The 26,492-nt window shown below is 70.0% G+C and carries 24 protein-coding genes; 15 read left to right on the plus strand and 9 right to left on the minus strand.

The window, feature by feature from the left end:
* Nucleotides 1-61: 61 nt before the first annotated feature.
* From OG584_RS00985 to OG584_RS01000, 4 genes are all read left to right on the plus strand, one after another.
* On the plus strand, nucleotides 62-706 hold the full coding sequence (locus OG584_RS00985) for a histidine phosphatase family protein (RefSeq protein ID WP_405773966.1): 645 nt from the start codon (nucleotides 62-64) through the stop codon (nucleotides 704-706).
* Entirely contained in the window at nucleotides 703-1,476 is a 774-nt protein-coding gene (locus OG584_RS00990) for a DeoR/GlpR family DNA-binding transcription regulator (RefSeq protein WP_405773968.1), read from the plus strand. The genes OG584_RS00985 and OG584_RS00990 overlap by 4 nt, the downstream gene beginning before the upstream one ends.
* Before the next feature lie 110 nt (nucleotides 1,477-1,586).
* Nucleotides 1,587-2,909 carry an MFS transporter gene (locus OG584_RS00995; protein ID WP_405773970.1) on the plus strand — a complete coding sequence of 441 codons (1,323 nt, stop codon included), beginning with the start codon at nucleotides 1,587-1,589 and terminating at the stop codon, nucleotides 2,907-2,909.
* 44 nt (nucleotides 2,910-2,953) lie between these two features.
* Nucleotides 2,954-4,423, plus strand: a complete 1,470-nt coding sequence (locus OG584_RS01000) for an FGGY-family carbohydrate kinase (protein WP_405773972.1) — start codon at nucleotides 2,954-2,956, stop codon at nucleotides 4,421-4,423.
* Between the two features lie 51 nt (nucleotides 4,424-4,474).
* Here OG584_RS01000 and OG584_RS01005 read toward each other — a convergent pair whose 3' ends face one another.
* Both OG584_RS01005 and OG584_RS01010 read right to left on the minus strand, forming a co-directional pair.
* Entirely contained in the window at nucleotides 4,475-4,936 is a 462-nt protein-coding gene (locus tag OG584_RS01005; protein ID WP_405773974.1) for a protein-tyrosine phosphatase family protein, read from the minus strand.
* An 83-nt stretch (nucleotides 4,937-5,019) separates the two neighbouring features.
* Nucleotides 5,020-6,249, minus strand: a complete 1,230-nt coding sequence (locus OG584_RS01010; protein ID WP_405773976.1) for an FUSC family protein — start codon at nucleotides 6,247-6,249, stop codon at nucleotides 5,020-5,022.
* Nucleotides 6,250-6,553: 304 nt separating this feature from the next.
* Between OG584_RS01010 and OG584_RS01015 the strand changes: the two genes are divergently transcribed.
* Both OG584_RS01015 and OG584_RS01020 read left to right on the plus strand, forming a co-directional pair.
* Complete coding sequence (locus tag OG584_RS01015) at nucleotides 6,554-7,558, plus strand: cytochrome c oxidase assembly protein (RefSeq protein ID WP_405773978.1); 1,005 nt, start codon at nucleotides 6,554-6,556, stop codon at nucleotides 7,556-7,558.
* A 159-nt stretch (nucleotides 7,559-7,717) separates the two neighbouring features.
* Nucleotides 7,718-8,092 (plus strand): hypothetical protein, encoded by a 375-nt coding sequence (locus tag OG584_RS01020; RefSeq protein WP_405773980.1) that lies wholly within the window; start codon nucleotides 7,718-7,720, stop codon nucleotides 8,090-8,092.
* A 120-nt stretch (nucleotides 8,093-8,212) separates the two neighbouring features.
* On the opposite strand, the gene OG584_RS01025 is transcribed toward OG584_RS01020, so the two are convergent.
* The 3 genes from OG584_RS01025 to OG584_RS01035 all read right to left on the minus strand — a co-directional run bounded on the left by OG584_RS01025 (nucleotide 8,213) and on the right by OG584_RS01035 (nucleotide 10,895).
* Nucleotides 8,213-8,965 (minus strand): GNAT family N-acetyltransferase, encoded by a 753-nt coding sequence (locus tag OG584_RS01025; protein ID WP_405773982.1) that lies wholly within the window; start codon nucleotides 8,963-8,965, stop codon nucleotides 8,213-8,215.
* Nucleotides 8,962-9,882, minus strand: a complete 921-nt coding sequence (locus OG584_RS01030) for an NADP-dependent oxidoreductase (protein WP_405773983.1) — start codon at nucleotides 9,880-9,882, stop codon at nucleotides 8,962-8,964. Before OG584_RS01030 ends, OG584_RS01025 begins: the two co-directional genes overlap by 4 nt.
* Before the next feature lie 170 nt (nucleotides 9,883-10,052).
* Nucleotides 10,053-10,895 (minus strand): DUF1206 domain-containing protein, encoded by an 843-nt coding sequence (locus tag OG584_RS01035; RefSeq protein WP_405773985.1) that lies wholly within the window; start codon nucleotides 10,893-10,895, stop codon nucleotides 10,053-10,055.
* Between the two features lie 248 nt (nucleotides 10,896-11,143).
* Here OG584_RS01035 and OG584_RS01040 point away from each other — a divergent pair, with 248 nt between their 5' ends.
* The gene (locus tag OG584_RS01040) at nucleotides 11,144-12,280 is read left to right on the plus strand and encodes a serine hydrolase domain-containing protein (RefSeq protein ID WP_405773987.1); all 1,137 of its coding nucleotides are present in this window, start codon (nucleotides 11,144-11,146) and stop codon (nucleotides 12,278-12,280) included.
* A gap of 130 nt (nucleotides 12,281-12,410) precedes the next feature.
* Here the strand turns inward: OG584_RS01040 and OG584_RS01045 are convergent, their stop codons facing one another.
* Nucleotides 12,411-13,301, minus strand: coding sequence for a D-alanyl-D-alanine carboxypeptidase family protein (locus tag OG584_RS01045; RefSeq protein WP_405773989.1), 891 nt, complete (start codon nucleotides 13,299-13,301; stop codon nucleotides 12,411-12,413).
* A gap of 155 nt (nucleotides 13,302-13,456) precedes the next feature.
* Between OG584_RS01045 and OG584_RS01050 the strand changes: the two genes are divergently transcribed.
* From OG584_RS01050 to OG584_RS01070, 5 genes are all read left to right on the plus strand, one after another.
* Nucleotides 13,457-14,206 carry a YqjF family protein gene (locus OG584_RS01050; protein WP_405773991.1) on the plus strand — a complete coding sequence of 250 codons (750 nt, stop codon included), beginning with the start codon at nucleotides 13,457-13,459 and terminating at the stop codon, nucleotides 14,204-14,206.
* Nucleotides 14,207-14,313: 107 nt separating this feature from the next.
* Entirely contained in the window at nucleotides 14,314-14,979 is a 666-nt protein-coding gene (locus OG584_RS01055) for a TetR/AcrR family transcriptional regulator (protein WP_405773993.1), read from the plus strand.
* Nucleotides 14,976-15,740 (plus strand): SDR family oxidoreductase, encoded by a 765-nt coding sequence (locus OG584_RS01060; RefSeq protein WP_405773995.1) that lies wholly within the window; start codon nucleotides 14,976-14,978, stop codon nucleotides 15,738-15,740. Before OG584_RS01055 ends, OG584_RS01060 begins: the two co-directional genes overlap by 4 nt.
* Before the next feature lie 289 nt (nucleotides 15,741-16,029).
* On the plus strand, nucleotides 16,030-18,066 hold the full coding sequence (locus OG584_RS01065) for an ATP-binding protein (RefSeq protein WP_405773997.1): 2,037 nt from the start codon (nucleotides 16,030-16,032) through the stop codon (nucleotides 18,064-18,066).
* Between the two features lie 477 nt (nucleotides 18,067-18,543).
* Nucleotides 18,544-18,870, plus strand: a complete 327-nt coding sequence (locus tag OG584_RS01070) for a (2Fe-2S)-binding protein (RefSeq protein ID WP_405773999.1) — start codon at nucleotides 18,544-18,546, stop codon at nucleotides 18,868-18,870.
* 163 nt (nucleotides 18,871-19,033) lie between these two features.
* Here OG584_RS01070 and OG584_RS01075 read toward each other — a convergent pair whose 3' ends face one another.
* The gene (locus OG584_RS01075; protein WP_405774001.1) at nucleotides 19,034-19,729 is read right to left on the minus strand and encodes an SDR family NAD(P)-dependent oxidoreductase; all 696 of its coding nucleotides are present in this window, start codon (nucleotides 19,727-19,729) and stop codon (nucleotides 19,034-19,036) included.
* Between the two features lie 152 nt (nucleotides 19,730-19,881).
* Between OG584_RS01075 and OG584_RS01080 the strand changes: the two genes are divergently transcribed.
* Complete coding sequence (locus tag OG584_RS01080) at nucleotides 19,882-20,748, plus strand: helix-turn-helix domain-containing protein (RefSeq protein WP_405774003.1); 867 nt, start codon at nucleotides 19,882-19,884, stop codon at nucleotides 20,746-20,748.
* A gap of 123 nt (nucleotides 20,749-20,871) precedes the next feature.
* On the plus strand, nucleotides 20,872-21,942 hold the full coding sequence (locus OG584_RS01085; RefSeq protein ID WP_405774005.1) for a 3-oxoacyl-[acyl-carrier-protein] synthase III C-terminal domain-containing protein: 1,071 nt from the start codon (nucleotides 20,872-20,874) through the stop codon (nucleotides 21,940-21,942).
* A gap of 6 nt (nucleotides 21,943-21,948) precedes the next feature.
* Here the strand turns inward: OG584_RS01085 and OG584_RS01090 are convergent, their stop codons facing one another.
* Nucleotides 21,949-22,623 (minus strand): class I SAM-dependent methyltransferase, encoded by a 675-nt coding sequence (locus tag OG584_RS01090; RefSeq protein WP_405774007.1) that lies wholly within the window; start codon nucleotides 22,621-22,623, stop codon nucleotides 21,949-21,951.
* A 290-nt stretch (nucleotides 22,624-22,913) separates the two neighbouring features.
* Here OG584_RS01090 and OG584_RS01095 point away from each other — a divergent pair, with 290 nt between their 5' ends.
* Nucleotides 22,914-26,141 (plus strand): GH92 family glycosyl hydrolase, encoded by a 3,228-nt coding sequence (locus OG584_RS01095; RefSeq protein WP_405774009.1) that lies wholly within the window; start codon nucleotides 22,914-22,916, stop codon nucleotides 26,139-26,141.
* A gap of 67 nt (nucleotides 26,142-26,208) precedes the next feature.
* Here the strand turns inward: OG584_RS01095 and OG584_RS01100 are convergent, their stop codons facing one another.
* Nucleotides 26,209-26,484 (minus strand): DUF2087 domain-containing protein, encoded by a 276-nt coding sequence (locus tag OG584_RS01100; RefSeq protein WP_405774011.1) that lies wholly within the window; start codon nucleotides 26,482-26,484, stop codon nucleotides 26,209-26,211.
* Between the last annotated feature and the right edge of the window lie 8 nt (nucleotides 26,485-26,492).

Genomic DNA, 26,492 nt, shown 5'->3' on the forward strand with positions numbered 1-26,492 from the left:
AAGAATCAATGGGCCGACACGGCCCCCGGGCCCGCGGCCCGCTGCGAGGGAGCGAGATCCGATGATGGCCCGGCTGCTGCTCGTACGGCACGGCGAGACGCAATGGCATGCGGAGAACCGGTACGCGGGGGTCTCCGACGTGCCGCTGACCGCGAAGGGACTGTGCCAGGCGCGGGAACTCGCGGACTGGGCACGGTGCCGCGGCGTCGATGCCGTGGCCAGCTCACCTGTCAGCCGGGCCGCGCTCACCGCCCTGCCCGCAGCCGAGGCGCTCGGGACGGAGCCCGAGATCGTCGAGGCGCTGCGCGAGGTGGACTTCGGCTGGGGCGAGGGTCGCACGATCACCGAGATGGCGGCCGAGGATCCCGAGGCGGTGCGGCACTTCCACGAGGACGCGGAGGCCGGCGCCTTTCCCGGCTCCGAGGCACCGTCGGCCGCTGCGGCCCGCGCGACGGAGGCGCTGCGCGGCCTGGCCGGCCGCCATCCCGGCGCCACGGTGCTGGTGGTGGCGCACAACACGCTGCTGCGCATCGCCCTGTGTTCGATGCTGGGCATCCCGGTGGGCCGCTACCGGCTGGTGTTCCCCCGGCTGGACAACGCGGCCGTGACGGAGATCGAGGTGGACGGCGCCCGTACGGCCCTGCGGTCGCTGAACGTCCCCGCCCGGCAGGTCCCTGCCGGCGGTACGCGAAACTTGGCGACATGACAACGACCGGCGCCCAGGCCCGCAGGCAGATCATCACGGAGCACGTCATGGCCAACGGAACCGCGAGCGGTGCCGAGCTCGCAGAGCTCACCGGTGTCAGCCTGATGACGGTGCACCGGGACCTGGACGAACTGGCCAGGCGTGGCGTCCTTCGGCGCTTCAGGGGCGGGGTGTCCGCGCTGCCCTCGACCGTGTTCGAGTCCAGTCTCGACTACCGGCTGGGAGTGAACACCTCCGAGAAGCAGGCCATCGCGAAGACCGCGGCAGCCCTGGTCGAACCGGGTATGTCGGTGATGCTGGACGACTCCACGACCGCGCTCACGCTGGCCGAACTGCTGGTGGAGCTGGCGCCCCTGACCGTGGTGACCAATGCCCGGCGGGTGACCGACCTGTTCGCGGGCCGGGACGGGATACGCCTGATCTCGCTGGGCGGGGAGTACTCGCACCCGCACGACTCCTTCCTGGGCGTGGCGTGCCTGGAGGCCGTCGAAACCCTCTCGGTGGACATGGTGCTGGTCTCGACATCGGCGATGGACGCCCGGATGACCTACCACCAGGAGCAGGACGTGGTGCTGGTCAAGAGGGCGATGGTCGCTTCGGGGACCCGCAAGGTGCTGCTGATGGACCGCACGAAGCTGGCCAGGACGGCGCTGCACCGGCTCGGCCCGGTGGAGGACTTCGACCACCTGGTGGTGGACGACCGGGTGGACGCGGATCTGCTGGCCGCGCTGCGGGAACGGACCGATGTCAGAGTCGCCGCCACCGGGTGACAACAGGACTTCTTAAAGTATTGCGTGTTAATTTCACAGAGGTAATGATGCGTTCTCGTCGGGGTTGTACGCCCGTGAGCCGATGACACCTCACTGTGGAGGCACGAGCTATGCGCGACACCGCCGCACGTACGGGAACGGTCTGGGACCGCGCCGGTATCCCCCGGCCGCTCCTTTTCGGCTTCATCGGTGTCCTGATCTTCATGATCGGCGACGGCGTCGAGTCCGGATTCATCGCTCCGTTCATCAAAGGCAACGGCGCGGGCAGTGAAGTCCGTGCGAGCTACGTGATCACGGCGTACGGCGTGACCGTGATGCTCGCCTCCTGGCTTTCGGGCGCGCTGTCCGAGCTCTGGGGACCACGGCGGGTGATGCAGATCGGGCTGACCGTCTGGATCGTCTTCGACGTGCTGTTCCTCTCGCTCGGCGCCGCGCAGGGCAACTACCCGCTGATGCTGGTCTTCTACGGGCTGCGCGGCTTCGGCTATCCGCTCTTCGCCTTCTCCTTCCTGGTGTGGGTGACCGCGACGGCCCCGGTGGCCAGGCTGGGCGCGGCCGTCGGCTGGTTCTACTTCGCCTTCACCGGCGGACTGCCTACGCTCGGCTCGCTCACGGCGTCCATCACCAACCCGCTGTTCGGGAAGTTCGGCACCCTGTGGATCGCGCTCGGTGTGATCGCCGTGGGCGGCGCCTTCTGTCTCTTCGGTGTCCGCGAACGCACGGGCTTCTCGCGGCTGGCACCGCCCGGAGTCCGGCCGGTCCAGTCGCTGACCCGCAGCCTGTCCATCGCCTGGACACACCCGAAAGTCACCATCGGCTGCGTCGTCCGCATCATCAACACCGCGCCGCAGTTCGGTCTCTGGGTGATCCTGCCCGCGTTCTTCACCGACGAGATGGGCTTCACCGACGGCGACTGGCTGCGGCTGCTGTCAATCATGTTCGCCACCAACATCTTCTTCAATCTGCTCTTCGGTCTGGTCAGCGACCGGATCGGCTGGCGCACCACCATCGGCTGGTTCGGCGCCGTGGGCTGCGCGCTGAGCGTCCTCGCCCTGTACTTCGTGCCGAAGCTGCTGACCGGCAACTACTGGGTCGCGGTCGGTGTCGGCATGGTCTACGGGGCCACTCTCGCGGGGTTCGTACCCATCTCCGCACTGATGCCGTCGCTGGCGCCGGGCAACAAGGGCGGCGCGATGGCTCTGCTCAACCTGGGGGCGGGCGGAGCCGCCTTCGTGGGCCCGGCGATCGTCTCGCTCTTCCTCGGCCCGCTCGGACGGGACGGGGTCGTCCTGATCTTCGCCGGTCTGTACGTCGTCGCCGCGGTCCTGACGCTCTTCCTGAAGCTGCCGAAGGCGTCGGAGGACGCCATCCAGCAGGGCAAGTCGCTTCATGACGCCTCCGACGACGAACCGCTCGCCGCGCCCGCCACCTGACCGCGAACAGCGCCCTTCGGCGCACGAGAGGAACCGGTCCGCACATGAGTTCCGCTGTCAGCCACGGCCCCGCACCCGTCCCGGTCGTCGCGGGCATCGATGTGGCCACGGCCGCCGTACGGGTGGTGTGCGCCGATGCCGCAGGGCGTGTACTCGCCGAGGGCCGGGCCCCGATCTCTCTTCCGGAACGCGGGGCGGGCGGCCGCAGCGAGCAGGACGCCCGTTCCTGGTGGCCCGCGACGGCGGCCGCCCTGCGGCAGGCGACCACCGCACTGCCGGGCGGCGGCCGGGAGGTGGTGGCTGTCGCCGTGTCCGCCACCTCCGGGACCCTGGTGCTGGCCGGCCCCGGCGGGGAGCCGGCCGGGCCTGCCCTGATGTACGACGACCGGAGCGCCGCCGCCGTCAACGCGCGGGCGCAGGAGCTCGGCGCACCGCGCTGGCGGGCGCTGGGGCTGACCGTCGGGCCGACGGCCGCGCTGGGAAAGCTGGTGGGGTACGCGGCACGGGCACTCCCCGGCCAGCTGGTACTCCACACTCCGGACCTGCTCGGACTCAAGCTCACGGGGCACCCCGTGGCCACCGACTGGAGCCACGCGCTCAAGACCGGCTACGACGCGCGCGCCGGCGAGTGGGCCGACGAGGTCTTCGACGCGTTCGGAGTGCCGTCGGAGCTCCTGCCCGCGGTTCGGGCTCCGGGCACCCAAACCGGTACGGTTTCGGCTCAAGCTGCTGCTGAGACCGGGCTGCCCGCCGGGTGCCAGGTCCGTCTCGGGATGACGGACGGCTGCACGGGGCAGATCGCCACCGGCGCCGTGGACCCCGGCCGGTTCGTCGGCGTACTGGGAACGACGTACGTACTCAAAGGCGTGACCCGCGAGCTCGTCACCGACCCCGCGGGGGCCCTGTACAGCCACCGGCACCCGGACGGCTGGTGGCTGCCCGGCGGGGCGTCGAACACGGGCGGCGAAGCCGTCGCCCGGTTCGATCCGGCCCGGCTTCCGGGTCTGGACGCGGCAGCGGACGCCCAGGGCCCGTCCACTTGTGTGGCCTACCCCCTGCGGCGCGAGGGCGAGCGGTTCCCGTTCGTCTCCTCGCAGGCGCGCGGTTTCCGCACCGGGCTGCCACGGGACGAGACGGACGAGTACCGCGCTGCGCTGGAAGGGGTGGCTTTCCTCGAACGCCTGGCCGTGGAGCGTGTGCAGGCGCTGGGTGTCGAGGTGCGGGGCCCGCTGTATGCGGCGGGCGGCGGCAGCCGCAGCGCGGTGTGGAACCGCATCCGGGCGACGGTCCTCGACAGGCCGTTGAACGTGGCGGAACGGGCCGAGACAGCCATCGGCGCGGCCCTGCTGGCGGCCTCCGGGACTCTGCACCCCGACCTCTCGGCGGCCGTGGGAGCGATGGTGGGCGCGGGGCGGACCGTGGATCCGCTGGAACGGGAGCGGGCTGCGCTCGACGCGTCATACGGGGAGTTCGTCACCGAACTGCGGTCACGGGGCTGGCTGAGTCCGGAGTGAGGGCCCGACGCGTCCGCGCCGTGATGACCGGCCGGAGGGGGCACGTCGCAGTCAGCCGCCCGGCCTCCGCACCTGGCCGAAGCGGGAGACGAACCGGCGCTGCCAGGGAGTCTCGACGGCATGCGGGGCGTAGTGCGTCCTGACGTATCCGACAGCCTCGCCCGCCGGTACTCCGTCCAGCACGGCGAGGCAGGCCAGAGCCGTGCCGGTGCGTCCGCGTCCACCGCCGCAGGCGACCTCGACCCGCTCGTCCCCCGCGCGTTCCCAGGCCTCGTGCAGCGCGTCGGCTGTCGCCGCGCGGTCCGAAGGCAGCCAGAAGTCGGGCCACCGGAGCCAGCGGGACTCCCAGGCCACCGGGGACGGTTCGCGGCCCAGCAGGTACAGGGCGAGAGCGGGGGCGGGACCTTCCGGGAGGGGCCGCCGCAGCCCCCGGCCCCGAACGAGGCGGCCAGAGGGGAGCCGCATCACGCCCGGGGCCGACGGGTCCCAGGTCAGGGCCTGTTCTGCTGGCATCGCACCTCCCGTGTACCGGACGGCCGGGTAGCCCTGCCGTCCGGCTCATCCTCGCACCGTCCGGGGCGGGAACGCCCGGCCGCTCAGAGTTCGGCGCGCATTCTGCGGGCCACCGCGGTCCCCCGCAGCCGGCGTGCGGCGGCTGCGAGCCGCGGGTGGCGTTCCCCCAGCTCGGCCGCTCGGAGGTCCAGTTCGTCGGTGAGCCGCTCGGCGCGTTTCTCCACGTCGAGTTCGTCCAGGATGCGGTCGATCTCGGCGAGCAGCGCGCCGTGCAGCTGCCACTGGCGCGGATGCTGCCGCACGTTCTCCAGAAGGAGGTGCGCGACCTGGTCACGGGTGACACCCGCGCTCTCCAGCGCGGCGGTCAGCCGGGTCTCCGCGTCCTGAGCTCCCTTCGCGACGGGCGTGGCGATCAGTACGGCGAAACTCTCGACGGCGTCGGCGAGATACCCCATCAGCTCCTTGAGCGCTGAAGCCACATCGTCCGGGAAGAGCGGCTCGTCGGTGCGCGCCTTCGCCAGGTCCGTCATCGTCCGGGTCAGCACCCGCAGGACCACGGCACAGATCTCCAGAGTGTCGAGGCCGGTACGCAGGACGACCCGCGACAGCAGTCCCTGGCGTACCCGCGGGTTGAGCAGCAGGCTCTCCTCGGCCTGGCGCAGCGATGCGTCCACCTCGACGATGTCGTGATCGAGCCTGCGCGCGGCATGGAGCCGCGCGGCGGCCTGTTCGACCGGGATGTGGCCGTCCGCCTCGGCGCCGATGGCGCGGAGCATGCCTCCCATCGACTCCGCCATGGCCTCGATCGAGGTCCCGGCGGACTGGACCCACACCGGCGGAGCGAACAAGAGGTTGAACAGCAGTCCCACGCCCGCGCCGATGAGCGTCTCCAGTACCCGGTCCCAGGCGGTCGCTGTCACCTGCGAGACGCCCAGGACCAGCATGGAACTGATGGCGACCTCGGGCACGAACTCGTTCACCCGCACGAACCGCCCCACGATCAGTGCGGTGAAGATCGTCAGGCCGAGACTCCACCAGGCCAGTCCGACGAGCGTGCTGAAGCCGATGGCGATGAGCACACCGACAACAACGGCGTTCACCCGTCTGATCCCCGTGGTGAGCGTCGCGTAGAGCGTGACCTGGACCACGATCAGCGCTGTCAGCGGTGCGGTGAGGGGCGCGCGCTGCGGGAGGGCCAGTACCGCGACCACGTACGCGATGACCGCGGCCGCCGTGGACCGGAGCGTCTGTGCCGCGACGGGTTCCACTGTCCGCCGGACGAGCTTCACCACGGGTGCGGACACATCAGTCATTCCAGGTTCCTTCCTGAGCGTGTTCGCCTCCGTGCCCCGGAGGCGTCGCACCTGTCCACACAGGACAGCGGCCAGTGTGACGGCGCCCCCGGCCGTTACGCGGACAGGCACACCGGGGTGTCGCGGCGGCCCCGCCGGCAGGGAGCGGGAATCATCGCCCGCGGTGCGCGGGCCCGGTTGCCGCCGCCGGTCTGCGGACACCGTGCGGGACGCCCCGAACGGAGCCGCCCGATGTCACGGGACTACCGTGGTACGGCCCCACGGCGGTCTTCGCGGGCGGGTGCGAGAGGTAAGGATGTCTGGAATGAACCTGCCGGATCTGACCTTTTCCCGGTTCCCGGCCATGTGGCAGTTCGACGGTCCGGCTCTGCTGCTGGTCCTCGTTCTGGGCGGGCTCTACGGATGGGGCGTGGTGCGGCTGCGGCGGCGGGGCGAGCAGTGGTCCGCCGGCCGTACGGCCGTCTTCGCCCTGCTGGGCCTCGGCACGATCGTGGTGGCCACGATGTCGGCACTCGCCGTCTACGACGAGGTGCTGTTCTGGCCCGCTGCGGTACAGAACATCCTGCTGGACCTGATCGCGCCGCTCGGCCTGGCGCTGGGCGATCCCCTGTCGCTGGCCTGCCGGGCGCTGCCGCAGCCCGCGTCGGCCCGCCTGCGCCGTGCGGTGACCGGCAGGTTCGCCCGTGTGCTGGCCTTTCCGCTGGTCAGCTCTCTGCTGGTCCTGGTGTCCGAGATCTGCGTGTACTTCACGCCGTACTTCGAGACCGCGCTCCGCCATGGCGCGCTGCACCAGCTCATGTACGTACAACTCCTGGCGGTGGGCTCTCTCTTCGTGCTGCCGGTCCTCACCGAGGAGGCGCTGCTGCCCAAGTGGTGCAGCCATCCGGTGCGGGCCGCGATGGTCTTCTTCGACGGGCTCATCGACGCTGTCCCGGGCATCGTGGTGATGACCAGCGGCACCCTCGTCGCGGGCACCTGGTACACGCGGCACGCCCCCGCCTGGGCCCCCGATGTCCACACGGACCAGCAGATCGGCGGCGGCGCCATGATCACGCTGGCCGAACTGGTGGGCGTGCCCTTCCTTTTGGTGATCTTTGTTCAGTGGGTCCGTTCCGAACGGGCCGGCACAGCTGCACTCGACCGTCGCCTGGACGCGGAACTGGCAACTGCCGCGCCCGTCCCTTCCGGCACCTCCGCGGTGCCCGCGGCGTCCGACCAGGAGAGCGCGGCCGAGCCGGAGCGTGTCCGTCCGTGGTGGGAGTCCGACGGCGGGGTCGTCGGCGAGCGGATGCGCCAGGGACGCTTGTAATCACCTCCCTGCCCCGGAACCGGAAGCCACCACCCGCGGGCGCGGCACCGAGGCTGAGCCGACACCGCATACTGGGGTCGCTACGCAGTGGGGGGCGTCGTGGCCCCCCACCGCTGGGGCGACCGGACCACCAGGGCAAGAGGGGCATGAGGCAACCGGATGAGTTCTGAGCAGGACAGCGGGACGCGACGCGACACCGGCTACGACACGCCGCCGCCCAACGACGAGCAGCGGGCGGGCTGGCACTCCGTGCAGCAGCGCGCGAAGGGGCTGACGCACCACCAGGCGAAGGCGGCTCTCGAAGCCGCCCGGCGGACGGCGGACGAGGACCGGCGCCCCGGCCAGGAGCAGGACCGTACCCGTGCGGGCGCCGAGATCGAGGAGTGGGAGCGCATCGTGGAATCGCTCGCCGATCACGACGGGCGCTACGACCCCGATGTCGATCCGTTCGTTCAGGGGGAGCTGGCGGGTCATTCCGACCGGGCCCCGGACCAGCCGTCCCTGCCCCGGCCCGCCGCGCCCGGTGCCGTCTGACAGCGGGACAGAAGCGGGCCACAGCCCGGAGAAGTACTGTCCGTCGGCTGCACCGCCACACGTGCGGCGCAGCCGACGGCGTGCGGCCTTGAGGCCTTGGCCCCGGCCGCTCCCAGGAGCTCAGCGCACGGCCGTGGGCCGTGAGTCCGCCGGGCTGCCGCCCGCGGGGAGCTGCTGCGGCACCAGCGCCGAGAGGAACTCTGTCCTGCGGCGGAGCCTGAACCCCAGGGACGCGTACAGCCGCAGGGCGCCGGTGTTGGAGTCCGCGGCGTGCAGGAACGGCGTCTCGCCGCGTTCCCTGATCTCATGCGCGACGGCGTGTATCAGCCGGGTGCCGAGACCCTGCCCCCGGACGGACGCGTCGGTGCAGACGGCGCTGATCTCGCTCCAGCCAGGCGGACGCAGCCGCTCGCCGGCCATCGCGACGAGTCTTCCCTCGTGCCGGATACCGAGGTAAGTGCCCAGCTCGACGGTGCGCGGCAGGAAGGGGCCGGGGCGGGTGCGTTCGACCAGGTCCAGCATCTCGGGCACATCGTCGGGTCCAAGGCGTACGGCCTCGGGGTCGGGGGCCGCGGCCACCCCGTCGCCGACGAGTTGGACGCCGGGCGCGTGAAAGACGATCTCCCAGCTGTCGGGCGGCGGCTCACGGAATGCCATGAGGGTGACACGCCTGCCCGGTCCCGCCAGCGCGGCGGCATCCTCCCAGTCCGCGGCATCGGACGCCTCCGGGGTGGCGAACCACGGTGCCACGTCTGCCTGATAGCTCAGAATACGCCCGGCCGACTGCGCGAAACGGGCATGCGGGCCGGTCAGCGCGGTACGGACGGGATCGTCCAGGGGGTGCACCGCGGCGGACGAGTGCGCGGCGGTCATCCGGCCACCTCGATCACGATCTTGCCACGTGTGTGCCCGCCCTCGACGGCGCGCAGCGCTTCGCCCGCCCTGTCCAGGGGGAAGGTCCGGGTGACGCACGCCCGCAGTGATCCGCCGACCACGAGACGCGCCACCTCGTCGAGAACGGCCGCGTTGCGGGCACGGACCACCGCCGCGCCGCCCAGCTCCACGACCAGGTCCTTCCCGCCCGCGCTGATGAGCCTCGTGCGGTCCACGACCAGGTCGGCCACCTCCCTCAGGGAGTCGCCACCCACCAGGTCGAACACGGCGTCGACGCCGTCGGGAGCAGCCGCCCGCACCCGGTCGGCCGCGTCGGGGCCCGATGGGACGTGCACCGCGCCGAACGACTCGACGAACTCCTTCTTGCCCGCGCTCGCGGTGCCGATGACCCGTACGCCGAGGTGCCGTGCGATCTGCACGGCGGCCACGCCCACCCCTCCCCCGGCGCCATTGACCAGCAGCGTCGAACCGGGGGCCGGGTCGAGCTGCTGAATCCCGTCGTACGCGGTGGCCGCGGCGACCGGCAGGGCCGCCGCGTCGGTGAACGACAACGCGTCCGGCTTGTTCGCCGTGACGGTGACGGGCATCAGCGTGTACTCGGCGTAGCCGCCGGTCACCGGGTTGCCGAAAACGGGCTGTCCCGGTTCGAACCCTTGGACGCCCGGCCCGGCCGCCACCACGGTTCCGGCAGCCTCACTGCCGAAGACCTCGGGAAACGAGGGCTCCGCGCTCCCCGGCCTGCGGTATCCCGAACGGAGCTTCCAGTCCACCGGGTTCACGCCGGCCGCCCGGACGGCGACGAGCAGCTCCCCGGGGCCCGGTACCGGTGTCTCCAGGTCGGCCAGGGCCTCCGTTTCGGGTCCGCCGTTGCGGGTGAATACGTACGCCTTGGGCATGGACTCCCTCACTCCGGATCATGTCGCCGGCTCTGCGACAGCCGGCGCTTCCTCCAGCGAAAAGCCCATTCCGCCAGCACGTATTCCCGGAGCTGCGAGGTGTTCACCGGGACGAAACACGGCGGCCCACTGACGGCTCCGCAGCGCGCCCTGCGCTGCGACCGCGGTTGTCAGACGTCGCGCCACCGCGCGTTCGCCATGGAGAACGCGCCGAAGGCGGCCAGCCCGACAGCCACGAGGGCCAGCAGCCACGGCCCGGCCGGGGTGTCCGTGAACGAGCGCAGGGTGTCGTCCATTCCCTTGGCCCTGCCGGGCTGGTGACGGATGGCAGCTGCGACGGCGAACCCGCCGGCTGCTGCGAAGAGCACCCCCCGGGACGACCCGCCGAACATCCCGGTGATGTCGACGACACGACGGGCGCTCTTCGACATACCGGACATCTTGAAGTGCTTGCGGTACTTGCGCATGAGGGCGCGCGCGGCGATCCACAGCCCGGCACCGGCCACGACGATTCCCGCGATCCCGACGATCCACTGCCCGCCCGGCCAGCCGAGCACCTTCGCCGTGACGTCCTGCGAACTCTTGTCCGTCGATCCGCTGCCGCTCCCCTTGTCACCGGCGGCGTAGGAGAGCACGGAGTACGAGACGAACGCGTAGAAGACACAGCGTCCGGCCGCCATGATCCGCTTGCCGGGCTTGCTGCCGTCCGGACCGGCCTGACCGAAGAAGGCCTCGGACAGCCGCCAGAGAGCCATCCCCGCCAATGCGATGCCCAGGATCCAGAGGAGTACGTGTCCGAACGGCCGGTGCGCGATCTCGGCGATGGCGCCTCCGCGGTCCGCCTGCGCTCCCCCGCCGTCCGAGAACGCGATCCGCAGGGCCAGCACTCCCACCAGAACGTAGATGACGCCGCGCGCGGCGAATCCGGCGCGCGCCCCTGCCGCGACCGCGGTGCTGTCCGCCGCCCGCTTCGCCTGTCTGCGGCCGCGTGCTGATGCTGAATTGGTGACCATGTCCTACCGGTTGCCCCGAGAGGGGCCACCGATGCCTGAAACGGGCGGACCGTCGGCCGGGCCCGCCGGCCGGGGCGGGACGGCGGCCGGCGCGCGCTGCCCGCCCCGGACCGCGGAGCGCTCGCGCATACCGGCGATCGTGCCGTCGCGCGCCGCCGCTTCGCGCGGAAGACTGCTGTTTTCCGACCGATGACTTCGCGCCGGGATCCCGGTCTGTCCCACGACCGCTCGCACACGAAGGTGGATCCATGACCGACTTGCAGACACTTCTCACGACGTATGTCGACTCGGGGGCCGTCCCCGGCGCCGTGGCCCTGGTCGCTCGCGGCGACCGGGCCGAGGTCCGTACCGCCGGCCGCACCCATGCCGGGGACTCGTCCCCCATGGCCAGGGATTCGATCTTCCGGATCGCATCGATCACCAAACCCGTCACCGCGGCCGCTGCGATGATGCTGATCGAGGACGGCCGCATCACGCTGGACGACCCGGTCCGGCGCTGGCTGCCGGAGCTGGAGTCTCCGTCCGTGGTACGCACGCCGGGAAGTCCGGTCGACGATGTCGTCGCCGCCTCCCGGCCGATCACCGTGCTGGATCTGCTCACCTTCCGCGCCGGGTACGGATTCCCGTCCGACTTCTCGCTGCCGGCGGTCCAGCCGCTCTTCAGCGAGCTGCGTCAAGGCCCTCCCCAGTCCCGTCCGGCGCCGGCACCGGACGACTGGATGGCGGCGCTGTCCCGTATTCCGCTGCTGCACCAGCCGGGAGAGGCCTGGCTGTACAACACCTGCTCCGACATTCTGGGGGTGCTGATCGCCAGGGTCTCCGGTCGCCCGCTGCCCGAGTTCATGGCCGAGCGGCTCTTCGCACCACTGGGCATGACCGACACGGGATTCGAGGTACCGGCGGCAGGTCGCGACCGGCTCACCGGCTACTACCGAACCGGTCCTGCGGGTGGACTCGACCCCGTCGACACCGCCGAAGGCGAGTGGGACAGGCTGCCCGCTTTCCCGTCCGGCGCCGGCGGACTGGTCTCGACCGCCGACGACTGGTACTCCTTCGCCCGGATGCTTCTCGGCGGTGGGCGACCGCTGCTGTCACCCGATTCGGTGCGCCTGATGACCACGGATCACCTGACGCCGGCGCAGCGCACCGCGAGCACACTCTTCCTGGAGGGCCAGGGGTGGGGGTTCGGCGGGTCCGTCGACGTCACGACCGCCGACGCCTGGAACACGCCGGGCCGCTACGGCTGGGTCGGCGGCACCGGCACCACCGCGCACATCACTCCGTCCACCGGCACTGTCACGGTTCTGCTCAGCCAGGTGGCGATGACCTCACCGGCCCCGCCCGCGCTGATGCGTGATTTCTGGCGTTGCGCGGCCGGTGCCTGAGGCCGCACGGCCCGGGGAGCGCGAGGGCGTTGACGCGGCGGCCGCACGGCCCGCCCCCCTGACACACACGCGGGGGCCTGCGCGCGGCCGGATGGCCACGCACAGACCCCCTTGTGCGGTACGGGCCGGACTACTTCTTGAAGGCGTAGTCCATCAGCTTCTTCGCGTCCGCGGTCCGGTTCGCCTCCGATGAGGATGCGAGTACGGTCCCGATGACAGTCTTGCTGCCCCGGGTGGCGGCGAAGACCAGGCAGTACTTGGCCTCGGGCCCCGACCCGGTCTTGAGGCCGATGGTGCCCGGGTAACTGCCGAGCAGTTTGTTGGTGTTGGTCCACGACATGTAGCGGTAGCCACCGCTCTTGGTCGTGACCTTCTGCTTGGTCGACTTCGTCTTCACGACCGTGCGGAAGGTGGAGTACTTCATCGCGTTGCTGGCGAGCTTCGTCAGGTCACGCGGGGTCGAGTAGTTTCCGCCACTCCCTATGCCGTCGAACGAGTCGAAGTGCGTGTTCTTCAGGCCGAGCGTCTTCGCGGTGGAGTTCATCTTGCCGATGAACGACTTCACGCGTGCTGCCCGGGTCGAGCCGCTGCCGTACTTGTCCGCGAGTGCGTACGCCGCGTCGCAGCCGGACGGGAGCATCAGGCCGTACAGCAGCTGCCTGACGGTGACCTTGTCCCCGACGATCAGACGGGCCGACGACGCGCTCTTCGAGACGATGTAGTCGCTGTACGCCTTCTGGATCGTGACCTTGGAATTCAGGTTGAGGTTCTTCTGCGCGAGCACCACCCGGATCGTCATGATCTTGGTGGTGGAACCGGTGGAACGGCGCGTGTCCGCAGCCTTGGTGAAGAGCGTCTTCGCCGTTCCGTTGTTCATCACGAAGCCGCCCTTGGCGACGATCGTGGGCGCTTTGGGTGTGGCGGCCTCGGCCGTGGCGCCGAACGCCCCGACCGTCGTCACAGCGCCGGCGGTGGCGACCACCACCGACATGCGACGAATGCCCTTAATGCCGATTTTCAAGATGAGTACTCCAAATGCCGCTGCAGTGCGGCCTCATGAGAATGCCGCTCGCACAGGAGACGAATGAGGAGCCCCAAAGGATGCGGGGTCCGCCCAGAAATTTTCCGGACACCGGGCACCGCACCGGACCCGCACCGGTCTGCCATGCTGACGGCGTGCCGTCCGGACCGAGCGCCTCCGAGCCCATCACTCCCGACCCGCCCCGGGAGGAGCCCAGGCCGCTCCTCACCCAGTCATGGCTGGACCTGGCATTCCTGCACTGGGCCGCGGACCCGGCCGACGTGGCACCGCTGCTGCCGCGGGGCACGTTCCCCGACGTCATCGGCGGGGTGACGTACGTGGGGCTCGTCGCCTTCCGCATGCACAGGATCGGATGGCTCGGGCTCCCGGGCATGCCCTACGTGGGCACCTTCCCCGAGACCAATGTGCGCCTGTACTCCGTGGACGGCAGGGGACAGCGCGGCGTGGTGTTCCGCTCGCTCGACGCCGCCCGCCTCATTCCGGTGGCCGTCGGAAGAGCAGCCTTCCGGCTGCCCTACGTGTGGTCCCGCATGACCGTGGACCGCGACGGGGATCTCCTGACGTACACCAGCCGCCGACGGGGCCCCGGACCGCCGGGCGCGTTCAGCAGGATCGGGCTGCGGATCGGGGAACGCGTCCGGGAGCCCAGCGAGCTGGAGCACTTCGTCACCGCGCGGTGGGGACTGCACACGAGCATCCTCGGCCGTCCGGTGTACCTGCCCAACAGCCACCCCCGCTGGCCGCTGTACCGTGCGGAGCTCACCGAGTGCGCCGAGAACCTCGTCGCGGCGGCAGGGCTCCCCTCGCCGGCAGCCGCCCCCGTCAGCGTGCTCTATTCCCCCGGCGTCGCTGTGCGGTTCGGCCGTCCCCTGCCCGCACGGTGAGCACCAGCACGTACTGAAAACCCCTGCGTTCCCGTCCGAAGACCCCATGGCATCCGCGCCGACCTGGCCATTCGCCTTTTAATAATGGCCAGCATTAAGGTAGGTGCATGGCGAGGACATCAGGACCCGAAACCCGGGAGAAACTGATCCGCGCGGCCGAGGAGATCTTCGCCGCACAGGGCGTCGACGGCGCACAGCTGCGCGACATCATCCGGCTGGCGGGACAGAGCAATCCATCAGCGGTGCAGTACCACTTCGGTTCGCGAGGTGGCCTGCTCGACACGGTGATGGCCGGACGCCAGCGGCGTACGGAGGCCGTCCTGGCGGAGCTGCTCGGCGACGGCGGACAGGACCTGCACGGACTGCTCACCGCCCTGGTCACCGCCGAGGCGACCGAGCTGCGCACGGAGCGCGGCCAGCGCTGTCTGCAGATCTCCGCTCAGCTCAGCCACGAGAGCGGGGTGCGCGCCCGCACCCCGCACCCGACCCTCGAAGGCACCGTCTACTGGCAGCTCATCGGCCGGCTGGACCGCTGCCTGGAAACGCTGCCGGAGCCGGTCCGGCTGGAGCGCGTGGACCTGGCGCTGACCCTGGTCGGCGCTTCGATGGCGGACCGGGCCCGCCAGTACCTCGCCGGCGCCGAGCCGCTCACCGGCGAACCGTTCTTCCTCGCCGACCTCGTGTCGATGACGGCCGCCCTGCTGACGGCCCCCGTACCGCATGAGGCTCACGACAGAGCCCGTGCACAAGCAGAACGAAGGAATGAATCATGAATGACCTCACCGGAAAGACCGTCGTCATCACCGGTGGCGCCCGCGGGCTGGGCGCCGAAGCCGCCCGGCAGGCCGTCGCAACCGGAGCCCAGGTGGTAATCACCGACGTCCTGGACGAGGAAGGCGCGGCCACCGCCGCCGAGCTCGGCGCACGGGCCCGCTTCCTGCACCACGACGTCACATCCGAGGAGGAGTGGGCGCGCGTCGTCGCGTTCGCGACCTCCGAGTTCGGCGGGATCCACGGCCTCGTCAACAACGCCGGCATATCGACCGGCGCGTATCTGGAGACCGAGTCCGTGGAGAGCTTCCGGCGGGTGCTCGACATCAACCTCACCGGGGTCTTCATCGGCATGAAATCGGTCATTCCGGCGATGCGGGAGAGCGGCGGCGGATCGATCGTCAACATCTCGTCGGCCGCGGGCCTGATGGGCCTGGCACTCACCGCGGGTTACGGCGCGTCCAAGTGGGGCGTACGCGGACTGACGAAGATCGGGGCCGTCGAACTCGGCACCGAGCACATCCGCGTCAACTCCGTACACCCCGGGATGACCCACACCCCGATGACCGCCGCGCTCGGCATCGAGAAGGGCGAGGGCAAGTACCCGAACACTCCGATGGGCCGGGTCGGCGAGCCCCCGGAGATCGCCGGCGCCGTCGTGTTCCTGCTGTCCGACGCCGCGTCGTACGTCACCGGCGCGGAGCTCGCCGTGGACGGCGGCTGGACCACCGGCCCCACCGTGAAGTACGTCATGGGCCAGTGAGCCGGCAACCGGCCCGTCCGCAGTCCCGCCGGAGGATTCCCCGGACGCCGCCGGCGGGACACGGCCGGGCGGCGGGGCAGGTCGGCGTCCCGGTTCTCTACACCCCCGGCGTCCCGCACGGAAGGCTTGTTCCACTCTGTACGGTGTCTGCGCCAACTGGGAGCCGATACCGACAGAACACGCCAACACCGCTTTGCCTTCTGGTTGTTCACAACACACTATCGGCCAATTCTGGCCGTTCCTCGCCGCGCATATCGGCCAAGGACCGTCTCGGGTCCAAGATGTACCCGTGGCGGGATATCTTCCGGTCGTCGCGACCAGTTTCGTCGGCAGGACCGGCGAACTGCGCGGTGCGGCACGGGCACTCGAAAAGCACCGTCTGGTGACTCTCACCGGCGGGGGCGGGGTCGGCAAGAGCCGGCTGGCTCTGAGCGCTGCCGAGCGGGCCGGAGAACGGTACGCCGACGGGGTGTGGTGGGCCGACCTCTCGCACCTCTACGACGACCGGCTGCTGATCGGCACGGTCTCCGACGCGGTCGGCCTCCTGGACCACGATCTGGCCCGGCCGGTGGAAGCGCTCTGCGAGCGGCTCGCCGACCGGAATCTGCTGCTGGTTCTCGACTGCTGCGAGCGGGTCCTGGCCTCCTGCAGCCATCTCGTCGGCGAACTCCTCGCTGCCGCACCGGGGCTGGCCGTACTCGCCACCAGCCGGGAACCGCTCGGGCTCCCGGCCGAATACCGTCTGGACGTGCCGCCGCTCACCGCTGACGGTGACGGCGAGGAGGCCATGCGGCTCTTCCGGGACCGCGCCGCCGCCGCTGCCCCGCGGCTGTCCCTCGACTCACCGGAGGCCTCAGCGACGGCGGCGGGCATCTGCCGGCGTCTGGAGGGCATCCCCCTCGCCGTCGAACTGGCCTGTGCCCGGCTCGCGGAGAACAGCCTCGACCAGATCGCCGAACGGCTGACCTCCCGGCTCGACTTCCTCAGCGACGGGCACGCCTGGCCGCAGCGCCACCGTGCGCTGCGTACCGCCATCGGCTGGAGTCACGAGCTGTGCACCCCGGCCGAACGCCTGTTGTGGGCACGGCTCTCCGTCTTTCCCGGCGCCGTCGACGAGGTCGACGTACAGGCCGTTTGCTCGGGCGGCCCGCTCGCCGCGGCGGACATCCCCGCCGTTCTGGGGAGGCTTGCCGCCCAGTCCGTACTGCATCGCGACGGGACGCGCTACCGGATGCTCGACACCCTGCGCGAGTACGGTGCGATGTGGCTCGGGGAGCTGGGAGAACAGCGCGCGCTCGCCGGACGGCACGCGATGCACTTCGCCGAACTGGCGCGCCAGGCCCACAGCGGATGGCTCGGTCCGCGACAGGTCGACTGGTACCGCCGGATCGCCGACACCGACGCCGACCTCTGCGCCGCCCTCGACCACCTCCTCACCGTGGACCCGGAGAAGGCAGTGGACATGGCCGGGTGCACCGGGCTCTTCTGGAGCTGCTGCGGGCATCTCCAGCGGGCCCGGGTCTTCCTGCAGCGGGCTCTCGCCCTGGAGACCGGCGGCGGCCCGCACCGGACCCGAGCCCTCTGGGCCCTCGGGATCACTCTCACCCTGCAGGGTGACCACGAGGCGGCACGCGGCCTCGGCGAGAGGTGCAGCGTGGCGGCCTGGCACGACCGTGACGCGGAGTCCATGCTCTCCGCAGCTCACGCCGTCAGCTTCAACTACCTGATGATGGGCCGCCCGCAGACCGCTCACGACGTCAGCGACCACGCACTGCGGAACCTCCCGGGCGATCCTCTCGAGGCCCCGTCGCAGATGCGGTGCCGGGTGATAAGAGTCTTCGCCCTCTCGGCCCTGGGCCGGCTCGACGAGGCGTACGAGGACGCAACCGCTCTGCAGCAACTCAGCCTGCGCTACGGCGAGTACTGGGCCCGAGCCTACGCCGACCACCAGCTCGCGCTGATACATCTGCTCCAGGGCAGGCCGCAGGAGGCGGAGAGCCACGCACGCTCGATGCTCTCGGGCAAGCACCAGCTCCACGACAGCCTCGGCATCGCACTCGGACTCGACCTCCTCGCCGGGGCCATCGCCGCCAGGGGCGACGGGGTGGAGGCCGCACGTACCTCGGGTACCGGCCATGTCTACTGGCTCATGATCGGCCACCCGCACCGCGGCACCCCTGAGCTGGCCGTGATCCGAGACGTCTGGGAGCGCCAGGCCCGCGAGTCGGCAGGGGATCCGGCCTACGAGCAGGCCTACCGCCGCAGCCTGACGGGGGACGCCGAGACCGGCCTCGTCCGCGCGCTTCAGGGGGACCTCCCGGGTTGACCCGCCGGGCAGCGCCGGCCTCCGCTGCCGTCCCCGGCGATGGCCGGTCATACGCACCTGCGCCATGATGCTGCCGCGACGGGCCCTCACCCCGGGCCTGGAACTCGCACAGCCCGGGGGCCACCCCTGCGGCGGTCAGTGGCTCCTGAGCCGGGCGCCGCCGCCCGTGACGGCGTACCGGCACAGCCCGACGGCCCACACCGGCAGCGCCCCGAGTCCGCGACCCAGTCCGTCGTGATCAGTGCCGCTCAGCCTGCCCCGTCGTGGTCAGCTACGGTTCGTCGCGACCGGCTGTGATCCGGCGCGAAGAAAAGCTGGTTTCGCCGGGACTTTCTTCGAAATCAGCGGGTGCGCGGGCAAGACACCCGATCCATACCATCGATTTTCACCCAAGCTGTGTCCGAAAACATTCGTTCACCCTGCTCAGAGCCTCTGAGATCTCGACAACGGCACATCCACGCCCATAGCGTCTCGCCCATGACAACCCCACCGGAGGACCGGCGGTTCCGGCGCGAGATGGCCGTGGCCCACAGGTCCGGATGGCATCTCATCGACTTGCTCAGCGCACTGCCCGAGCCAGGCGATTCACTGATGGTGACCATCCTGGGCGAACCCGTCGTCGTCTGCCGTAACGCAGCCGACGGAGAACTCGAGGCATTCCGGTGTCTGCGACGACCACGCGGCGCGCCACAGCCAGTCCGGTGCGTCATCCGGTACGGGATGATCTTCGTGAATCTCCAGCAGAGCGATCACGAAGAGGTTCCTGCCGACGCCCTGCGAACCGCCACCCCACAGAGCGCCTGAGACGGACCCCCGATTTACAGCAGACCGCCGGGCGCTCCCCCCGAACAGCGGCGCCACCGTGACCTGAACACGGTGGCGCCGCTGCGGTTTCCCGGCTCACCGGCACAGGGCCGGGCCGGAATGCCGATGCCGTTCACGGGGACGGCACGGCTGGGAAGGAAAGTCAGGAGACCATGAGCAGACGGCTTTCCACTCCGATGTACTCGCCGTTGACCCCGTCGGCGTCCGGAGAAGCGAGCAGTTTGACGTTCTTGGCCGCGGCGGCCACCAGCGGCGCATCGACCTGCGTCTGCCAGAGGGCTGCCGGTTGCGTGGCGCCGCGCAGCGAAACCCGCTGGCCCAGGGGTGAATTGAGAGTGACGACATTGCAGGTGATGCCGTGAAACGCCTCGTCACGGGCCATTCGGCTGACGAACCCCCGGAGCGCGGCCTCCGACGTGCTGCCGAACTGCCGGGCGGAGAGGCCGTCCTGAGCGGAGGTACAGAGAAAGATGATGCGCCCCTGGCCGCTCGCCCTGAGGGCGGGCACGGCCCTGCGGATCAGCCGGAAGGTGCCGATGATCCGGTTGTCCGCGACCGAGACGAACCGGTCGTCCCTGAGCATCAGATCGCACGACAGGTCGATGGAGGCGATGACGATGCCAACAGGTCCGTGCCGCTCCTCGACGAGAGCGAGCGCTCCGTCGATCTGGGACTCGTCCGTCACATCACACGCCACGGTCAGGTCCGGCCCCATGGGCGCTTCCGGACCGGAGTACAGCGCGGCGACGCTGTCGCCGCACTCTTGCAGCGCCTTCGTGATCCCCTGGCTCACCTCACTGTGACCATCAACGATGAGCACGGACCGCTGGGATGGCATTGCAAGTCCCCTACCTTTCGCGAATGCAGCAGACACTCTGCACTTTCCACCTGCGACTGGTCAGAGTCTGGCCGGAGCCGGCCCGTCTTTCCACGCAAAAGACCTGCAGATAATTGTGGACCCGCCACACAGCGGGCAGTTACGGGGGAAATATGACGCTCTCCACCCAGGAAACAGCAGCTCTGCGCACGCTGCTGGAGAGCCGCCGGGCGGCCATCGCGCCCGAGACGGTCGGCTATACGGAGCGAAGCGGAGCCGGGCGCCCGGTCAACGGGCTGAGCCAGGAGCAGATAGACGCACTGACACACAGGGCCCGGGGCACCTACGGGCGGCTCATCAACGGGCCCGAGCACCGACCCAATCCGGCATACCTCGGCGATCTCGCACGGTTACTGAGGATGACGGAGCAGGAGTGGACGACGCTGTACTGGCTGACGCGCCGCGAAGTCCCCGCCCCGCTCCACAACACCTCGGGCATGGAGGTCCCGGGGGCCTGGAAGGCTGTGGAGCTGATCCACGGCGTCATGGCCTATCTGGTCGACTCCGCATGGAATCTGATCACCTGCAACAAGGAGTACCGGGAGCTGTTCCCCGGTGGCGAGGCACCGCAGAACGCACTGATGTTCATGGCGGTCCACCCCGAACGGCACAGCGTACTGCTGGACTGGGAGCGGAGCTGGGCGCCCTTCGTGCTGGGCCAGTTGCGGCGGGCGACCCAGGAGCGCCCGGACAACAAGGATCTGGCTCGGATCGAGGAGTACGTACTGCACGATCCGGTGGCAGGTCCGCTGTACGAAGCAACTCCCTTCCTGGCGCTGCCATTTCCAGATGGGGCACAACGCCCAGTCTGTCACCCCCAGTTGGGCGAGGGAATGGTAAGCATATCCGCGGCGGAGCCAGTCACATCACCGGGCTCCCGGCTGATGCTGCTCACCTTCCGGCCCGGACCGCCGGGCGAACACCGCAGGAATGCGGACTTGCGTGCAGCGCACAACCTCATCGATCTATTGGACACCTGATGGACGATCACACGACGCCCCTCCGGGGTTAACGGGTGATCAGACTGCGGGACTTTCGTGAAAGATGGAACGCACTGGCGTACGTTGTTCGTACATGTAATCGAGCATTAATGGGAGCTGCCCATGCCCGCCTACGTCAGCCGTCCCGCGATCGTTCTGCCGGAGTTCGAGGTGAGCACCCGGGACATCATCGACGACATCGCGCGGAACCACCCGGACGACCCGCGACTGAAGGTGTACGAGCGGGTGATCGACAACCTCCAGGTGGACAAAAGGTACTTCGTGGCCCCGCTGGACTCGCCGGTCATCTCGGGGAACGCGGGGGTCACGGAGCGGGTGGGCACCGGCTTCGGCCACGCGGCACGAATGGGCGAGCAGGCCGCGCGGCAGGCCATGGCGCAGGCGGGTGTCGAGCCGTCGGAGATCGGCGCCATCGTCACGTCGCACGCCACCACCTGGGGCATTCCGGGACACGATGTGGTGCTCAGCAATGCCCTCGGACTGCCATTGCGGACCCGGCGCATCGCGCTGACCACGGTGGCCTGCGCCGGCGGAATCCAGGCGCTGATCCGTGCCTTACAGCTTGCCGCCGCCGAGCCGGGTACGAAGGTCCTCGTGGTCGTCTCCGAGGTGCTCAGCTCCATCTACAGCCACCGGGAGACGACGATCCAGAGCATGATCTACAAAGCGCTGTTCGGGGATTCCGCGGGCGCCTGCGTCGTCTCGACGACGCCTCCCGACGGGCCGGGAATCCGTATAGAGGATCCGGTGAGCGCGAACGCCTTCGAAATGCGGCTGCCCGATACCGAGGATCTGTACAGCGGGAAACTCGACACCACTGGGATCCACTTCGACAGCACGAAGGCGGGCCAGAAGGGCGCAGCGGATTCGATGCCCTCCGTCATCGACTGGCTGGACCACAAGGTGCCCGACTGGGCCCTCATCCATCCGGGAAGCCCCAGCATCATCACTGACGTCGCCAAGAGCCTCGGACTCACCGAGGAACATACCCGGCACTCACGCGCCGTTCTGGCCGAGATGGGGAATCTGGGCGGGGTCAGTGTCCTGGCGGTCCTGGACAAGCTGCACGCTGCGCCGCCCGCGCCGGGCGAGTCGGGCGTCGCGGTGGCTTTCGGGCCGGGATTCGTCACCGCGGCCCTGCGCTGTTCATGGTCGGCGCCGGCCGGAGACTGACGGAGCTCACAGCGGCTTCCGTGCCCGGACGCCCAGGACGACAGGGGTGGGCGCACCGTGCTCGGTGAACTCTTCCAGTACGAGTGCCGCGTTCAGGAAGGCCTGGAACAGGCGGGGCAGCGGCAGATGCCCCGCTCCCACCTTGTCCCGCAGGCCCTGGCCGGTCCAGGACTCCGTGGTCCAGCGGTTGTCGAGGTAGCCCGGCCTGAGCAGCACCGCGTCCGGGTCGCTCCGGTCGGCGAACCCGCCGCAGAAGCAGGGGTGGACACCGACGTGCACGAACACTCCGCCGGGGCGCAGAACCCTGGCGACCTCGTGGAGCACCGCCGGATAGCCGGGCATGCCGGTATGGACCATCACCGCGACGACCGCCGGAACCGCGCCGTCCAGGACGGGCAGCCGCGCGGCGTCGGCCTGCGCGACGGCCAGCCGGCCCCGGGCATGCCCCAGCATCCCGGCCGAGAGATCGACCCCGACCGGCGTCCAGCCGAGACCGCGCACCCGATCGGCATGGATGCCGGTGCCACAGCCCACCTCGAGGCAGACACCGCTTCCTCCGCCGAGGAGCCCCGCCAGCTGCCCGCCCAGGGCGCGGGGGTTGCCGTCGGAGGCCCCGGCGTCCCCGGCGCCCAGGAAATCCCGCTCGTACCAGTCGGCTATCCGGTCGTATGCCGCTTCCATGCGCGTACCCCTTCCGGCCGTTCCCGCTGGGAGTCGCCCTGTGCGGCGACCGATGTCGTTCCCTGCCCCGAGGCAACGGTCCTGCCCCCGATTCCGCCCCGGGCGCAATTGCCCTGCCACCCCTCCCCCACAGCCAACTCTCAGCCTTGAACAGCGGCTGACGGGGCGTCGCCACGGTGGCGGGCGCGGCCGGAAGCGGCCTTGTCGATCCTTCCACCCTCTTGACCGGGCACGGTCAGCTACCTGAGTGTGTGGTGGGCCCGGCCCGCACCCTTTCGCAGGAGGTAATCGTGAGACGTTGGAAGACTCGCGGCGTGGTCGCCGCAGTCGCGGCGCTGCTGTTCGCCGGAACAACAGCTCCGGCATCAGCCGCCTTGACAACGTTGTCCAACGCCGCCGCTCCACCGGGCGCACAGCTCGTCGCCGATCCCGCCGACTACGTGGACCCACTGATCGGTACCGGAAGCGGTGGCTCCACCGTGGGCGAGATCAACAACTTCCCCGGTCCCGCCACACCCTTCGGGATGATGCAGTTCTCGCCCGACACGGTCGGTTCGTACGCGGGCTACCAATACCACAGCGACACCCTGCGCGGGTTCAGCGTCGATCACGCGTCGGTCGGCTGCACCGCCTTCGGCGATGTGCCGATCCTGCCGGTGACGGGCGACATCGGCTCAGCGCCGTGGGACAGGACCGAGCACTTCTCCCACACCGACGAGAAGGCGGAGCCGGGGTACTACGCGGTCACCCTGGCCGACTCGAAGGTCCGCGCCGAGCTGACCGCGTCGACCCGCACCGGGCTCGCGGCGTTCACCTTCCCCAAGGGCGCAGACACGGCGCAGGTCCTGGTCAAGGGCGGCGCGAGTCTCGCGGGCGACAAGCAGGCCGATATGCACGTCGTCGGCGACCGGCAGGTCACCGGCTCCGCCACCACCGGGAACTTCTGCGGCAAGGGGAACGAGTACACCGTTCACTACGCCATCACCTTCGACCGCCCCTTCACCGCCCATGGCACCTGGGACGGCAAGACGGTGTCCGAGGGAAGTGACACGGTGGACGCGCCGAAGGCCGGCGCCTATCTGACCTTCGGCACGGTCGGGGCCGGCACCGTGCGCGCCAAGATCTCCATGTCGTACGTCTCGGTGGACGGCGCCAAGGCCAACATGGCGTCCGAGGTTCCCGGCTGGAGTCTCGACAAGCTGCGCGAGCAGACCCGTGACCGGTGGACGTCGGCGCTGCGCAAGGTCCGCGTCGCGGGCCGGGACGCCGGTCAGCTGAAGACGTTCTACACCTCGCTCTACCACTCACTGATGCACCCGAACACGTTCAATGACGTGGACGGGCGCTACATCGGCTTCGACGACAAGGTCCGCGAACTCCCCGAGGGCCGTACGCAGTACGCGAACTTCTCGGACTGGGACACTTATCGCTCACTCGCCCCGCTCCAGGCCATGCTCTGGCCCAAGGAGGCGAGCGACATGGCGCAGTCCCTGGTCAACGACGCCGTGCAGGGCGGCTGGTGGCCACGCTGGCCGTTCGCGAACGGCTACACGGGACAGATGACCGGTGACAACTCCGTGGCGCTCATCGCCAGTCTGTATGCGTACGGCGCCCGGGACTTCGACCTCAAGACGGCACTCAAGTACCTGGTCAAGGGTGCGACGACGGTGGACAGCACGCCCGGCGCCTACCACGAGCGCCCCGACATCGCGAACTACGTCAAGCGGGGCTACGCGCCGAACAACGATGCCTCACGCGGCGACCACCAGCGCGTCGGCGGCTCGGTGACGCTGGAGTGGGCGATCGACGACTTCTCCATCGCACAGCTCGCGACCGCGGCCGGGGACAGCAGGACGGCCCGGACGTTCACGCTCCGCAGCCAGAACTGGCAGAACATCCTCAATCCCGCGACCGACTACCTCCAGCCGCGCGGTGAGGACGGCCGCTTCCCCGACGGTCCTGGCTTCCAGCCACCGCCGGAGGGCAAGTTCGGCCAGGACGGCTTCGACGAGGGCAACGCCGCCCAGTACAACTGGCTCGTCCCGCAGAACACCGCGGGCCTGATCACCGCCATGGGTGGCCGTGACGCGGCGTCCCAGCGCCTGGACACGTTCTTCACCAAGCTCAACGCGGGCCCCAACGAGCCGTACATGTGGGCGGGGAACGAGATCGACTTCGGGGTGCCGTGGGTCTACGACTATCTCGGGCAGCCGTGGAAGACGCAGAAGGCCGTACGGGATGTGGCCACCTCGCTGTTCACCCCCACACCGGACGGCGAGCCGGGCAATGACGACCTGGGCGCCCAGTCGTCGTGGTACGTCTGGGCCGCGCTCGGTGTATATCCCTCGACGCCGGGCACATCCGATCTGGCCGTGCACAGCCCATTGTTCGAGCGGGCCGTGCTCGATCTGCCCGGCAAGGGCAGCGACCTGGACATCCGTGCCCCGAAGGCGTCGGCCGGCACTCCGTACGTCCACGATCTGAAGCTCGACGGCCGCGACTGGGAACGCACCTACCTGCCCAAGTCAGCGGCGTCCCGGGGCGGTCGGCTGGACTTCACCCTGTCCGGGACGCCCGACACCCACTGGGCGACATCGGCGGCGGCAGCGCCCCCGTCGTACCGCACGGGTGAACGGTCCTTCCTGGCGAACGCGACCCCCAACCAGGTCACCGCGGCGCCGGGTGGCGAAGGCGCCGACATCACGGTCGACGCGCAGCGCCTCGCCGGGCGGGACCAGAGCCTGACCGTGGCCGCTTCCCCGCCGAAGGGTCTGACGGTGTCCGCGACCACGAAGCAGCTCAAACTGGACAAGGGCACCGGTTCGGGGCGTGTCGGCCTGGCAGTCCAGGCGGGGCCGAAGACGCCCGATGGCTACTACGAGGTTCCGCTGACCGTACGGGGTTCCGGGAAGGGGAACACCGTACGGCTCTCCGCGATCGTGCTGGTGGCGGCGGACGGCAGTCCGGCTGCCGCGTACGACAACACCGGGCTCTCCGACGACGCGGACCACGGGCAGGCCGACTTCGACGGCGCGGGCAACAGCTACTCGCGGCAGGCGCTCGCCGCCGCCGGTCTGAAGGGCGGAGCCCGGATCGAAGCGTCGGGCACGTCGTTCGTGTGGCCGGCGGCTCCGCAGGGGCGCCCGGACAACGTGGTCGCGGGCGGCCAGACGCTCGATCTGTCCCGGAGCGCCAAGGACGCGAAGCGGCTGCTGTTCGTGGGATCGGCCACCAACGGGGATCACCAGGACAGCGCCGAGGTGACCTTCTCCGACGGCAGCACCGGCACCGCCGATCTCTCGTTCGGTGACTGGACTCTGCCGGGCGGCGGTTCGGATCCGGTCTTCGGGAACACGCTCGTAGCCCGCGCCGCACACCGGAACCAGTCGGGCGGCACCGGCGGCGCGGCGTACGTCTTCGCCACCGCGCCCTTCGAGATCCCGGACGGGAAGCAGATCAGGAGTGTGACGCTGCCGAAGAATCCGGAGTTGCACGTGTTCGCTGTCGGACTCGGCTGACAGCTTCGGCCGACGGGCCCTGCCTGTGGGGTGGGGCCCGTACCGTACGAAAGGGGAAGCGGAGGCCCTAGTGACCGCGGCGGTAGGCGCTGCCGTCTCTCGCCCGCGTCAGCAGGCCGGACACCACGAGGTAGCGGCGCAGCGCCGCACAGTCGTCGTGCACGGTGCGCAGTGCGTCGTTCACCTCGCGCTCGGTGTACTCCCGGCCGCGCTCGAACAGGGTCTCCGCCAAATGGCCGAGCAACTGCTCGCGTCGCGCGGCCTTACGGGGGATCGCTGTCAGGCGTCCCCGGGAGAACAGGGTCATGACCCTGTGCGAACCGCTGGATACGTTGTTGGACATGGACGGAA

The organism is Streptomyces sp. NBC_00859, assembly GCF_045161865.1.
Lineage (GTDB): Bacteria > Actinomycetota > Actinomycetes > Streptomycetales > Streptomycetaceae > Streptomyces.